The sequence below is a fragment of the Streptococcus sanguinis genome (genome assembly GCF_050223295.1).
Classification (GTDB): Bacteria; Bacillota; Bacilli; order Lactobacillales; family Streptococcaceae; genus Streptococcus; species Streptococcus sanguinis_X.
The window spans coordinates 79,612-92,376 of sequence record NZ_CP071424.1; the positions used below are offsets into that span (position 1 = coordinate 79,612).

Genomic DNA, 12,765 nt, shown 5'->3' on the forward strand with positions numbered 1-12,765 from the left:
GAGGTAGATGAATGACAACCTTAACACTAAATAAACTATATAAAAAGTATCCTAATAGTGATTTTTACTCTGTTGAAAATTTTGATTTGGATATTAAGGATAAGGAGTTTATCGTTTTTGTAGGACCTTCCGGTTGTGGGAAATCAACAACCTTGCGGATGATTGCAGGACTTGAGGATATCACAGAAGGGGAGCTCTATATTGATCAAAATCTTGTCAATGACATTGCTCCTAAAGATCGGGATATCGCCATGGTTTTCCAAAATTATGCCCTTTATCCTCACATGACTGTTTATGACAATATGGCATTCGGACTCAAACTTCGCAAGTATGATAAGGCTGATATTGACAAAAGGGTTCAGGAAGCGGCGGAAATCCTTGGGCTGAAAGAGCTGCTGGATCGTAAACCAGCCGACCTATCTGGTGGTCAGCGCCAGCGGGTAGCTATGGGACGGGCAATTGTCCGTGATGCCAAAGTATTCCTTATGGATGAGCCCTTGTCTAACTTGGATGCTAAACTGCGCGTGTCCATGCGGGCAGAAATCGCAAAAATTCACCGCCGTATCGGAGCGACGACTATCTATGTAACCCACGACCAGACCGAGGCCATGACCTTGGCTGACCGCATCGTTATCATGTCAGCTACTAAGAACGAAGCAGGAACAGGTACTATCGGTCGAATCGAGCAAATCGGTACGCCTCAGGAACTTTATAACGAACCAGCTAATAAATTTGTGGCAGGTTTTATCGGCAGTCCAGCTATGAATTTCTTTGAAGTGAACTTAGAGGGCAATCAGCTTACAGATGGACAAGGCTTTGCTGTTGGACTTCCAGACGGTCAGCGTAAAATCCTAGAAGAAAAAGGCTATCAAGGAAAGAAAGTGATACTGGGCATTCGACCAGAGGATATCTCAGCTGAGTTGATAGTAGAAGATACTTTTCCAGATAGCACTGTAGATGCTGAAGTCACCGTTTCTGAGTTACTAGGCAGCGAGTCTGTTCTCTATTGTAAGGCTGGCGTACAAGAATTTTCAGCCAAAGTGGAAGCTTCTAACTATTTGAAGCCTGGCTCTAAAATTCGCTTTACCTTTAAGATGCCTAAGGCTCATATATTTGATTTTGATAGTCAGGAGAGAATCAAAATCTAAGAATTTTAAATAAAAATGAAAACGCTATCTTTAAAAAGAGAATTATTAAAAGGGAGTGAATTTATCGAGTTAAGGTTCTAAAAATACTTATTTACTGTTCTGAAGAAGCAGTAAAACAAGAAGGACTAACAGGTCCATGTCTGTCACCAGGTCCAATCCTTACTTGAAACTGGAAAAACAAAGACAAATAAGTCTCTCAGTTTTTGTAAAGAAAAGGACTAGATTTAAGAGAAATTCATTTTTAAGGAGAAAAGAATATGAAATTCGGAAAATTATTCGCATCGTTATTGACAGGTGCTGCAATTGTTTCTTTAGCAGCTTGTGGAAACAATGGCGGATCAGATAAAACAGCTAGCTCTGGCAGTAATTCTGGCAAAACAGAGATTACTTGGTGGGCTTTCCCAGTCTTCACACAGGAAAATGCCAACGATGGTGTTGGAACCTATGAAAAATCAATTATCGAGGCTTTTGAAAAAGCGAACCCAGATATTCACGTCAATCTAGAAACTATTGACTTTAAATCTGGTCCTGAAAAGATTACGACCGCTATCGAAGCAGGCACAGCACCGGATGTTTTGTTTGATGCACCAGGTCGGATTATCCAGTATGGAAAAAATGGTAAATTAGCTGATTTGAATGATCTCTTTACTGATGACTTTGTCAAAGATGTCAATAATGATAACATTATCCAAGCCAGCAAGGCAGGAGACAAGGCTTACATGTATCCTATCAGCTCTGCTCCATTCTATATGGCTTTCAATAAGAAAATGTTGGAAGATGCTGGTGTAGCAAATCTTGTCAAGGAAGGCTGGACAACATCTGATTTTGAAAAAGTGCTGAAAGCTCTGAAAGATAAAGGCTACACTCCAGGTTCCCTCTTTAGTAATGGTCAAGGTGGTGACCAAGGAACTCGTGCCTTCATCGCTAATCTTTACGGCGGATCTATTACAGACGAAAAAGTTACCAAATACACAACTGATGATCCTAAGTTTGTCAAAGGACTGGAAAAAGCAGTTGGCTGGATTAACGACGGTTTGATGATGAACGGCTCTCAATATGATGGTGGAGCAGACATTCAAAACTTTGCTAACGGCCAAACATCCTACACTCTTCTTTGGGCTCCTTCTCAAAATGGTATTCAAGCACAACTTTTAGAAGCCAGCAAAGTCGATGTGGTGGAAGTACCGTTCCCATCAGAATCTGGCAAACCAGCTCTTGAATATCTTGTAAACGGATTTGCAGTCTTTAACAATAAAGATGAAAAGAAAGTAGCAGCTTCTAAGAAATTCGTCCAATTTATCGCTGATGACAAAGAGTGGGGACCTAAGAATGTAGTTCGTACAGGTGCTTTCCCAGTTCGTACTTCATTTGGAAAACTCTATGATGATAAACGTATGGAAACCATCAGTGGCTGGACTCAGTACTATTCACCATATTACAACACGATTGATGGCTTTGCAGAAATGAGAACACTTTGGTTCCCAATGCTCCAATCTGTATCCAATGGTGATGAAAAGGTTGAACCTGCTTTGAAGACATTTACAGAAAAAGCAAACGAAACAATTACTAAAAAATAAGCAAATGTGAAATCTTCCCCTTTTTCTGTTGACGGTTTCTAGAAGTAGAAAAAGGGGGATTTTGTTAGAAAATCTTGAAAGAGGGGTACCTCATTGTGAAAGTCAATAAAATCAGAATGAAAGAAACCCTAGTATCATACGCGTTTTTAGCTCCAATTCTGATATTTTTCACGGTATTTGTCTTGGCACCTATGATTATGGGTTTTGTTACTAGTTTTTTTAACTATACGATGACCTCCTTTACTTTTGTCGGATTTGATAATTATATTCGGATGTTTAAAGATCCGGTCTTTATGAAATCGCTGATTAATACGGTCATTATCGTGGTCGGCTCTGTGCCGATTGTAGTTCTCTTCTCTTTGTTTGTGGCTTCGCAGACTTATGAGATGAATGCTGTCTCTCGTTCCTTTTACCGTTTTGTATTCTTCCTGCCAGTTGTTACAGGGAGCGTAGCTGTGACGGTCGTATGGAAATGGATCTACGATCCGCTGTCTGGTATTTTGAACTTTGTTTTGAAGTCAGGCCATGTCATCAATCAAAATATTTCTTGGCTTGGGGATAAACATTGGGCATTGCTAGCGATTATCATTATTCTCTTAACAACTTCTGTGGGCCAGCCTATCATTCTCTATATCGCAGCAATGGGAAATATTGATAATTCTCTAGTTGAGGCTGCACGAGTGGATGGTGCAACAGAAATGCAAGTCTTCTGGAAGATCAAATGGCCTAGCCTGCTTCCAACAACCCTTTACATTGCTATCATTACTACAATTAACTCATTCCAGTGTTTTGCCTTGATTCAGCTCTTGACATCAGGCGGACCTAATTATTCAACCAGTACGCTCATGTACTATCTGTATGAAAAAGCCTTCAAGTTATCTGAATACGGCTATGCTAATACCATGGGAGTCTTTTTAGCAGTCATGATTGCCATCATCAGCTTTGCCCAATTCAAGATTCTTGGAAACGATGTAGAATACTAGAGAAAGGAGAAAGAAGATGCAAACTAAAAAAATGAACGTTTTTAAGGTGGTATCAGGCTTTGTTTTGGCCATATTAACCATCCTCTTTGTCTTTCCTTTCTATTGGATTTTGACAGGAGCTTTCAAGTCTCAACCAGCAACGATTGTCATTCCGCCAGAATGGTGGCCAAAAATGCCAACGGTTGAAAACTTCCAGCAATTGATGGTGCAAAATCCAGCCATGCAATGGATGTGGAATAGTGTTTTCATTTCGCTTGCGACCATGTTTCTGGTCTGTGCTACTTCTTCTTTGGCAGGATATGTTTTGGCCAAGAAGCGGTTCTATGGTCAACGGATTCTTTTTGCCATCTTCATTGCGGCCATGGCTTTGCCTAAGCAAGTAGTACTGGTACCATTAGTGCGTATTGTTAATTTCATGGGAATTCACGATACCTTGGCTGCAGTAATCTTACCGTTGGTTGGCTGGCCTTTCGGAGTTTTTCTAATGAAGCAGTTCAGTGAAAATATCCCGACAGAGCTTCTTGAGTCTGCAAAGATCGACGGTTGTGGCGAAATTCGGACTTTCTGGAGTGTTGCTTTCCCGATTGTCAAACCGGGCTTTGCGGCTCTAGCTATTTTCACCTTTATCAATACCTGGAACGACTACTTTATGCAGCTGGTTATGTTGACATCTCGTCAGAATCTGACAATCTCGCTCGGGGTTGCGACTATGCAGGCTGAAATGGCAACCAACTATGGCCTCATTATGGCTGGAGCAGCTTTGGCTGCAGTGCCAATTGTGGCAGTCTTCCTCATCTTCCAAAAATCCTTCACACAAGGAATCACGATGGGAGCTGTTAAGGGATAGAAATATGATTTTTGATCAATTAGAGAATCTTGTTCGCTATCGAGGGATTCACGAAAATATCGATACAGCCATTGATTATCTCCTGAGTCACGATGTATCTAATCTAAACTCAGGGCGCTATGAAGTAGATGGTGATAGGGTCTTCTTCTTTTTGCAGGAAAATACTCTCAGTCAGCAGCAAGAGGAAAGCTTTGAATTTCACCAGAGATACTTGGACCTGCACTTTCTTTTGGAAGGGCATGAACTGATCCAATATGGCTGTCAGATTAGAGAAGTTCAGGAAGCCTATGATGAAGGGCGAGATATTGGTTTTGTTGTTTGCAAACAGACTTATCCGCTCTTGTTAGACGGTTTCAATTTTGCTGCTTTTTTGCCAGAAGAAGCCCACCAGCCTAATCAATTTGCTGGCAGAGAAGAGACAGTTAAAAAGTGTGTATTTAAAGTTTTGTTGGATTAATATTTGAAAAGGAGGCTAGCAATGGATAAAAGAGGTGCTCGATTGATAGAGACTATTTTTGATACGGATAATTTCTTTATGCAGATTTGTGAGAAAATCCTTGATTTAGCGACAGTAAACTTGCTTTTTCTGCTGACATCTCTGCCTCTTCTAACCATCGGTATTGCGAAGCTAAGCCTCTATCAAACTCTTTTTGAGATCAAAGGCGGTCGTCGTGTAAAAGTAACGGCTGTCTATATCAAGGCCTTCCGAGAAAATTGGCAGTTGGGCTTCAAGTTGGGCCTGCTGGAGCTGATGCTGTCTGCTATCAGTATTTTTGACCTTCTTCTTATCTGGGGTCAGGAGGCTCTACCTTTTCAAATACTGAAAGTTGCCTGCTTTGCTCTTCTTATCTTTACAACAGCGCTTTTTCTGTGTGTTTATCCACTGGCTGGCCGATTTGAGCAGTCTCTTATAGGTGGGTTACAGACTAGTCTAGTTTTGCTCAGTCTTAACTTTCCTTGGTTTTTCCTGATGATAGCTATTCTAGTAGCTATTTTGACAGTGCTTCTTAGTTCAGGACTTTTACTTTTACTAGGGCTATCGCTCTTTGTTTTAATCGGTTTTGCTGGATTGGCCTTCACGCAGATTACTGTTTTAGAGAAGATTTTTGCCAAATACGAAAAGCCTTAATTTATAGAAATTCTAGATTTGGAGATAAAAGAAAATGAAAAATATGACCAAATACCAAGGTGTCATTCCTGCTTTCTACGCTTGCTATGACGAGGAAGGTGAAATCAGCCCGGAGCGGACTCGCGCTTTAGTGGAATATTTCATCGCCAAGAGCGTACAAGGTCTTTATGTCAACGGTTCTTCGGGCGAGTGTATCTATCTGAGTGTAGAAGACCGAAAACGGGTTCTAGAAGAAGTGATGAAAGTTGCTAAGGGGCGTCTGACTATCATTGCCCATGTGGCTTGCAACAATACTAAAGACAGCGTGGAGCTGGCTCGTCATGCGGAAAGTTTGGGAGTCGATGCTATTGCAGCTATTCCGCCGATTTATTTCCGTTTGCCAGAGTATTCGGTTGCCCAATATTGGAATGACATCAGTGCGGCGGCGCCTAATACTGATTTCGTGATTTATAATATCCCTCAGCTGGCTGGTGTAGCCTTAACTCCTAGCCTTTACAAGGAAATGCTCAAGAATGAGCGCGTGATTGGTGTGAAGAACTCTTCAATGCCAGTGCAGGATATTCAGACCTTTGTAGCTCTTGGGGGAGAAGATCATGTGGTCTTTAATGGTCCAGATGAGCAATTCTTAGGTGGCCGTCTTATGGGTGCTGCAGCCGGTATCGGTGGTACATACGGGGCTATGCCAGAGCTCTTTCTCAAACTCAATCAATTGATTGCTGACAAGGAATTGGAACGGGCTAAAGAATTGCAATATGCGATAAATGCAATCATCGGAAAATTAACCAGTGCCCGCGGCAATATGTACGCTGTTATAAAGGGTGTTTTGGAAATTAATGAAGGCTTGACCATCGGATCTGTCCGTTCTCCTCTAACACCGCTACACGAAAGTGATCGGCCAATTGTGGAAGAAGCTGCTCAATTGATTAGACAAACCAAGGAGCAATTTTTATAAGCAACAGGATAAACACTAGAGAGAAGGTGTGCTATGAAACACTATGTTGCCATTGATATTGGCGGTACCAATATCAAGTATGGCTTGATCAACGAGGCTGAGACCTTGGTGGAAGCACATGAAATGCCGACAGAGGCCCACAAAGGTGGTCCGGGAATTATGCAAAAGGTTGAAGCGATTGTTGCAGCCTATTTAGAAAAAGGACCTCTGGCTGGGATTTGTATTTCTTCGGCTGGTATGGTGGATCCAGACAAGGGTGAAATTTTCTATGCTGGGCCACAGATTCCTAATTACGCTGGGACCCAGTTCAAAAAAGTGCTGGAAGAAACATTCTCCCTGCCTTGTGAGATTGAAAATGATGTCAACTGTGCTGGTCTGGCGGAGGCTATGTCGGGTAGTGGCAAGGGAGCGAAGATTGCCCTTTGTTTGACAATCGGTACAGGTATTGGAGGCTGTCTGGTCGTAGATGGTCAGGTCTTCCATGGCTTTAGTAACTCTGCTTGTGAGGTCGGATACCTGCATCTACCAGACGGAGCTTTCCAAGATGTGGCATCTACAACAGCTCTGGTCAATTATGTGGCTGAGCTACATGGAGAAGACGCAGAGTATTGGAATGGCCGTCGGATTTTCAAAGAAGCAACTGAGGGCAATAAACTCTGTATCGAAGGCATCGATCGCATGGTTGGCTATCTGGGTCAAGGAATTGCCAATATCTGCTATGTCGTTAATCCAGAAGTTGTTATTCTAGGCGGAGGCATCATGGGACAAGAAGCTATCCTTAGACCGCGTATTCAGGCGGCTTTGCAGGATGCTTTGGTTCCAAGCATTGCTGACAAAACCAAACTGGCCTTTGCTCATCATCAAAATACTGCGGGTATGTTTGGAGCCTACTATCATTTCAAAAATAGACAAGTTTAACCTGAGATTTTTCTCAGGTTCCTTGTCTTTTAAGAGGAAAATCAAATGGCAGAAAGAAGTTTCATTCAGGAAGCTGCTCAGCTTCTAGGTTCTTTGATGGAAGATTTTCAAAAGAAGGCAATTCGGTCAAGAGATGAAATCCGCTTTTACGAGTGCTTAGCAGAAGTTTTAAGGAGCTTGGAGAAAACCAAGGCCCTGGATAACCGTCTTCTCATTGCTCTTGAAAGCTTCCATAAAAGTGCTAGTTTTTTAATTGGTCTTAGTAGCCTCAAACTGGATCAGCCTACTTATCAAAAGTGGCGTGCCTACGATGCCTTTCATATGGAAAAAGTTCAGCCCCAATTAGAAATCTATGGGCCAATCCTCCCCTTGTGAAAGAAAGAGGAAAAATTTAGACCAAAAAAGAAAACGAGTCAGAAAATCCTGATTCGTTTTTATCGTTTGTGGGTATTGCGGCGGTAGTAGGTTGAAGTCTATCGGGGTTTCACTTCAATAGGGTCAAGGCCAAATAAATAATTATCTCTAGGAACAATTGTAGCTTTAATATGGACATTTTGATTTATTCCAGTGACTCCTTGTTTAGATAGATTGGTAAGACTAACTCTATGAAGTTGGAAAGCTGGACCTGTGAGTGCTCCTGTATCGCCTGCATAAATCAGTACATCAGCATTATATTTTGTATTCGTAAGGCGTTGGATGTCCGCGATATATCCATCAAATTCAACAACTTTCCCAGAATATTTCTTTGTAAATTCTTTTATTTTTCCCTCTTCATCAGTTTGTAGAATGGATGCAAATTCGGCATTGTTTTCGGTAGTTATTACTTCTTGAGTAGAAGAACTAGAGTTTTGTATGTTCTTTTCAGTTGAAGCGGCTGCACTGGAATTTTCAACATCACTCACAGGTGATTTTTCTTCAGTTGTCTGTTCAGGAAAAGTGTGGTAAGAAACAATTATTTCAGTATCTTTATTAATTTTTTCATTTTTCTTGAAATCTGTTATTCCATCTACTTTAACTTGATCAATTGTTCCATCTTTTTTTAACCACCCAAATACCAAATCATCAATTTTTTCAGTTTTTATGTTAGTGAATCCAGCTTTTTTCAGTTTTTTAACAATATCTTTATAATTTTGTTTTGAAATTTCTTTAGAAGAAAAGGGGAGACTAATTAAATTCTCATCCGCTTCGTTGGAAGCAAAAGAGTGATATGAGATAGTAATTAAGGAATCCTTTCGAAATTTATCACTACTGTTGAATTTTGTTTTTCCGTCAATTTTAACTTCTTCAACATCACCATTTTCAATGTCCCCTTCTTTAGTAAAAACTCCGAGTGGTAAATCCTTAATTTCATTGGTTTTTATATTAGTAAAACCTGCATCGTTTAACTTTTTGATAACGTTTTGATATTCTTGATATTTAGCTTCTTTACTGGAAATAGTTACCTTAATGGAATCCGTAGAATTCGCGTTGACAACATAAGCAGTTTGTAATGAAGTTAATAATAAACCGCAAGAAAGATAAATTCCTAATTTTTTCATAATAAGCTCCTTTTAACCTTTTAGTTAGAGTATAACATAACAAGTAGGACAATAATATAATTTGTAAAATTATTTCAATATTTATTTTCTTGTTATCTTCTCCGATAATAACCATTCAATTTCTGATTCTCCCAAAAGCTGTTAAAGATTCTTTCTTTCTTCTCGCGGTTAATCTCGAGGAAAAAGGCATAGATGAGGTCAATCATGAGAAGCATGGGGAATTGTGCGGAAATCCGTAGGATAAACTCAGGCTTGCTTTGAAGGGCAACAGGAACGACTTCAGTGAAGTCTTCTTGAATCTTTTCAGGTTGTCCAGTCACCAAGATGGTTTTTGCTCCCATATTTTTAGCGTCAATCAAGCTGTCAATGATGGACTGGGTCTGTCCGGATAGAGAAAATCCGATAACGAGGCAGTTCTTGTCCAGAATACTAGTTGTCCAAGCGAAGCCATCTTGGTCGGTTAGGGCTTCACAAACGACTCCCAGTCTCATGAAGCGCAGCTTCATATCACGTGCTACTAAGCCTGAGCTCCCTGTTCCAAAGAAATAAACACGGTCGGCCTCTTCTATGATTTGAGCCACTCGCTTCAGCTTTTCCTCATCTATCAGTTCTTTTGTCTGCTGGTGGATTTGATTGTAGTTGTACAAGACATGACGTGATAAGCTGCTTTGCATATTATCCGCCTCGATTTGCGACTTTTGTAGGTCCTGTAAATATTGAAAGCTAAATTCCCGATAACCTTTAAAGCCACATTTTTTGGCGAAACGGGTCAAGGCTGCTTGAGAAATGTGCAAGGTTTGAGCGACTTGCAAAGAGGGTAAATCCTCTTGAATACTATTTGGATTCAAAAAATAGTGACCAATCCTCTGTTCCAAGTCGGTCATCTTGTCAAGATGGCTCTCAATGATAGCCAAGATATTTTGCTGACTCATAAAATCACTTTCTTCATGGGATAATGTTTATTAAAAGTTTAGGGCTGTTCTGGCTGGAAGGTACATTTGAAGCCACTTTTACTATTCTGCCATTCTATATTTGTCTTAGAATTTGTTTATATTATAACATAGTTATAGACAAATAAACCGTTTGCAAGACTGAAACTTATCAAGAGTGTACAGCTGAGACTGATTTGTAAGTATTGAAATGAATCAAATCTATATGGGCTTTTCCTATCAGTTTGAGATAGATGTTTAGCAATCTCTGACTGTTTTTCTGAAAATATGTTATAATTTATGCAAGTACGAAGCTGTATTCCAGAAGATGAGTTTGCCAGATGGTTGGACAGTCAGCCAGGAATGCAGATTTTAAAATCCGTTTTCGAAGGTTTTTGAAAACGAGGGGGTGAATAGATGGCCAATGAAACACTTGAAAAAATGCAGGAAATTGAAACTGCTGCAGAAGAAGTTTTGATGGGCTACAGGACACAGGCTCAGGAGCTGCGACAGCAGGTAGATGAAAATCTCAGACAGCTAGGTCTGACTTATGACGATGAAACGCAGAAGCTGGCTGAGGAATTAACCGCGACTTCTCAGCAAAAGTTGGTGCACCTGCAGCAAGACTTGGAGCAGACAACCCAGCAGAATGAGGACAAGGTTGCGGCTGCGCTGACAGATAAGAAAGCAGACTTGGCGCGAGTCATTGTAGAGAAGGTGGTAGAAGCCTATGGCCATTAGTCAAATGCGGCAGTTGTCTCTGCTTCTGCCCAAGGAACTGCTGGATCAGCTTCTCTTTTACCTACAGGGTTTAGAGTCGGTTCAGATTCATGACTTGCGGCAGGAAGAGGACTGGCAGGCAGCCTTTGAGCAGACTTTAGTCGGCCGACCGGATCAGCAGCTATCTCAGCAGGATTTGCTCAGTCGTCAGGAAAAGCTCGAGAGGCTAATTGCAGAGCTAGAGTCTTTTATGCCCAAAAAGAAACTGCTGGAATCCTTAAAAGAAGAGCCTTTGGAGCTGTCCTTTGCTGCTTTGGAGCAGGCAGGGAAGGCCCGAGATGAGGAGGCACTGCTGGAAGGAATCAGCAAGCAGCTCAAGGTCTTGCAAGAGGCCAAGGGTCAGATAGAAGCTGATCGCTTAGAAGTGGCTGCGCTGGAGAAGTGGGAGCCACTGGAGCTAACACCGCAAGCAGCTGCGACTTTCAGCCATCTGGGAGCTTTGATTGGGACGATTCCTAATACCGACGACGATGCTCTGCGCTTGGCTCTGGGAGCACATCCTGACCTGAAGTTTCAGGAAGTCTTTACCGATGATACGGAGCATGGGGTTCTTATTTTTTACAAGACAGGCTCTCTGGAAGAAGTACGCAAAATCTTGAAAGAGTATGGCTTTAAGCCTTTTGAGTATGACCGTGAGGAGCTACCTGCTGAGCGGGTAGCCCAGCTCAAGGCCAATATTCGACAGCAGGAGGCGGTGGCAGATGTTATGACCAAGAGTCTGGCAGCTTCCAAGAATGAACTGGATCAACTCAAGGTTCAGCTGGACTATCTCTGCAATCTCTCCTCTCGCCAAGAAAGTAAAAATCAGTTAGCCAGCACGCAAAATCTGGCAGCCTTGGAAGGCTGGATCGAAAGCAATCAGGTTCAAGCTCTTGAGGCTTGCTTGACGGAGCAGTTCGGCCAGAGCATTCTCATTCAGACCAGAGAAATCCGAGAGGGCGAGGAAGATAAGGTTCCGACCAAGCTTAAAAACAATGCCTTAGTGGAGCCTTTCGAGCTAGTGACGGAGATGTATTCCCTGCCTAAGTATGGTGATAAGGATCCTACCCCCGTCGTTTCCCTATTTTATTTTGTATTCTTTGGGATGATGGTTGCAGATATCGGCTACGGACTCTTGCTCTTTGTGGGCACCAGCTTGGCGCTGCACTTCTTGCATGTCAAGTCGGGGTTGGCTAAGAATCTGCGATTCTTCCGCCTGCTGGGCGTGGCAGTCATTATCTGGGGACTGGTTTATGGCTCTTTCTTTGGCTTTGAACTGCCCTTTGCTCTGATTAGTACCAGCTCAGACGCCATGACGATTCTGGTTATTTCGGTCGTCTTTGGCTTCATTACAGTGCTGGCGGGCCTCTTCCTCAGCGGTCTGAAAAATATCCGCCTCAAGGATTATGCAGAAGCTTATAATGCAGGCTTTGCTTGGGTGCTGATTTTGCTGGGGCTGCTACTCTTGGCCTTGGGAAATTTCTTCCCATCCTTGGCCTTTGCAGCAACGATTGGTCAGTGGCTGGCCATCATCAATGCTCTGGGCATACTGGCAGTATCCATTGTCAGTGCTAAGAGCTTGGCAGGATTAGGGTCAGGTCTCTTTAATCTCTACAATGTCAGCGGCTATGTAGGAGACCTTGTCAGCTTTACGCGGCTGATGGCTTTGGGGCTTTCGGGAGCCAGCATTGGCTCGGCTTTTAACTTGATTGTTAGCCTCTTTCCACCTGTCGCTCGCTTTAGCATCGGCATTCTGCTCTTTATTGCTCTGCATTTGGTTAATATGTTTCTATCTTTTCTGTCCGGTTATGTACACGGAGCGCGTTTGATTTTTGTGGAATTCTTCGGGAAATTCTATGACGGTGGCGGCAAGCCTTTCACTCCGCTCAAGCCTAGTGAGAAATACGTTCAGCAAAGCAAGAAATAAAGATTAGGAACTATGATAAGAGACGAGAAACTCATCTTTATAAAAACACTTTCTACAT

General features: G+C 42.0%; 13 protein-coding genes. 11 read left to right on the forward strand and 2 right to left on the reverse strand.

All coding sequences use genetic code 11. The features are described from left to right. Window positions 1-11: 11 nt before the first annotated feature. From J1C77_RS00475 to J1C77_RS00515, 9 genes are all read left to right on the forward strand, one after another. A complete protein-coding gene (locus J1C77_RS00475) occupies window positions 12-1,148 on the forward strand; it encodes an ABC transporter ATP-binding protein (protein ID WP_002922736.1) in 1,137 nt (378 codons plus the stop codon). 257 nt (window positions 1,149-1,405) lie between these two features. Next, complete coding sequence (locus tag J1C77_RS00480; RefSeq protein WP_002922735.1) at window positions 1,406-2,725, forward strand: ABC transporter substrate-binding protein; 1,320 nt, start codon at window positions 1,406-1,408, stop codon at window positions 2,723-2,725. A gap of 95 nt (window positions 2,726-2,820) precedes the next feature. Next, the gene (locus J1C77_RS00485) at window positions 2,821-3,708 is read left to right on the forward strand and encodes a carbohydrate ABC transporter permease (protein ID WP_032906291.1); all 888 of its coding nucleotides are present in this window, start codon (window positions 2,821-2,823) and stop codon (window positions 3,706-3,708) included. A 16-nt stretch (window positions 3,709-3,724) separates the two neighbouring features. Then, window positions 3,725-4,555, forward strand: coding sequence for a carbohydrate ABC transporter permease (locus J1C77_RS00490; protein ID WP_002905745.1), 831 nt, complete (start codon window positions 3,725-3,727; stop codon window positions 4,553-4,555). Window positions 4,556-4,559: 4 nt separating this feature from the next. Further along, window positions 4,560-5,012: a YhcH/YjgK/YiaL family protein gene (locus J1C77_RS00495; RefSeq protein ID WP_002922732.1), complete on the forward strand. Its 453-nt coding sequence runs from the start codon at window positions 4,560-4,562 to the stop codon at window positions 5,010-5,012. 21 nt (window positions 5,013-5,033) lie between these two features. Beyond that, window positions 5,034-5,684: a DUF624 domain-containing protein gene (locus tag J1C77_RS00500; RefSeq protein WP_002922731.1), complete on the forward strand. Its 651-nt coding sequence runs from the start codon at window positions 5,034-5,036 to the stop codon at window positions 5,682-5,684. 34 nt (window positions 5,685-5,718) lie between these two features. After that, window positions 5,719-6,636: an N-acetylneuraminate lyase gene (locus tag J1C77_RS00505; RefSeq protein ID WP_002922729.1), complete on the forward strand. Its 918-nt coding sequence runs from the start codon at window positions 5,719-5,721 to the stop codon at window positions 6,634-6,636. A gap of 33 nt (window positions 6,637-6,669) precedes the next feature. After that, on the forward strand, window positions 6,670-7,554 hold the full coding sequence (locus J1C77_RS00510; protein WP_002922727.1) for an ROK family protein: 885 nt from the start codon (window positions 6,670-6,672) through the stop codon (window positions 7,552-7,554). Window positions 7,555-7,599: 45 nt separating this feature from the next. Continuing rightward, window positions 7,600-7,929 carry a hypothetical protein gene (locus J1C77_RS00515; protein WP_002922726.1) on the forward strand — a complete coding sequence of 110 codons (330 nt, stop codon included), beginning with the start codon at window positions 7,600-7,602 and terminating at the stop codon, window positions 7,927-7,929. Between the two features lie 98 nt (window positions 7,930-8,027). Here the strand turns inward: J1C77_RS00515 and J1C77_RS00520 are convergent, their stop codons facing one another. Next, window positions 8,028-9,092, reverse strand: a complete 1,065-nt coding sequence (locus J1C77_RS00520) for a DUF4839 domain-containing protein (RefSeq protein ID WP_002922725.1) — start codon at window positions 9,090-9,092, stop codon at window positions 8,028-8,030. A gap of 92 nt (window positions 9,093-9,184) precedes the next feature. Further along, window positions 9,185-10,024 carry a MurR/RpiR family transcriptional regulator gene (locus J1C77_RS00525; protein WP_002922724.1) on the reverse strand — a complete coding sequence of 280 codons (840 nt, stop codon included), beginning with the start codon at window positions 10,022-10,024 and terminating at the stop codon, window positions 9,185-9,187. 414 nt (window positions 10,025-10,438) lie between these two features. Here J1C77_RS00525 and J1C77_RS00530 point away from each other — a divergent pair, with 414 nt between their 5' ends. Further along, entirely contained in the window at window positions 10,439-10,762 is a 324-nt protein-coding gene (locus J1C77_RS00530; protein ID WP_002922723.1) for a hypothetical protein, read from the forward strand. Continuing rightward, window positions 10,752-12,707, forward strand: coding sequence for a V-type ATP synthase subunit I (locus J1C77_RS00535; RefSeq protein WP_002922722.1), 1,956 nt, complete (start codon window positions 10,752-10,754; stop codon window positions 12,705-12,707). Before J1C77_RS00530 ends, J1C77_RS00535 begins: the two co-directional genes overlap by 11 nt. Window positions 12,708-12,765 lie beyond the last annotated feature (58 nt).

Excerpts from the sequence above, each read along its gene's own strand:
- J1C77_RS00475 (WP_002922736.1), top strand. The coding sequence starts at position 12 with ATGACAACCTTAACACTAAATAAACTATATAAAAAGTATCCTAATAGT.
- J1C77_RS00480 (WP_002922735.1), top strand. The coding sequence starts at position 1,406 with ATGAAATTCGGAAAATTATTCGCATCGTTATTGACAGGTGCTGCAATT.
- J1C77_RS00490 (WP_002905745.1), top strand. The coding sequence starts at position 3,725 with ATGCAAACTAAAAAAATGAACGTTTTTAAGGTGGTATCAGGCTTTGTT.
- J1C77_RS00495 (WP_002922732.1), top strand. The coding sequence starts at position 4,560 with ATGATTTTTGATCAATTAGAGAATCTTGTTCGCTATCGAGGGATTCAC.
- J1C77_RS00500 (WP_002922731.1), top strand. The coding sequence starts at position 5,034 with ATGGATAAAAGAGGTGCTCGATTGATAGAGACTATTTTTGATACGGAT.
- J1C77_RS00505 (WP_002922729.1), top strand. The coding sequence starts at position 5,719 with ATGAAAAATATGACCAAATACCAAGGTGTCATTCCTGCTTTCTACGCT.
- J1C77_RS00510 (WP_002922727.1), top strand. The coding sequence starts at position 6,670 with ATGAAACACTATGTTGCCATTGATATTGGCGGTACCAATATCAAGTAT.
- J1C77_RS00515 (WP_002922726.1), top strand. The coding sequence starts at position 7,600 with ATGGCAGAAAGAAGTTTCATTCAGGAAGCTGCTCAGCTTCTAGGTTCT.
- J1C77_RS00520 (WP_002922725.1), bottom strand. The coding sequence starts at position 9,092 with ATGAAAAAATTAGGAATTTATCTTTCTTGCGGTTTATTATTAACTTCA.
- J1C77_RS00525 (WP_002922724.1), bottom strand. The coding sequence starts at position 10,024 with ATGAGTCAGCAAAATATCTTGGCTATCATTGAGAGCCATCTTGACAAG.
- J1C77_RS00530 (WP_002922723.1), top strand. The coding sequence starts at position 10,439 with ATGGCCAATGAAACACTTGAAAAAATGCAGGAAATTGAAACTGCTGCA.
- J1C77_RS00535 (WP_002922722.1), top strand. The coding sequence starts at position 10,752 with ATGGCCATTAGTCAAATGCGGCAGTTGTCTCTGCTTCTGCCCAAGGAA.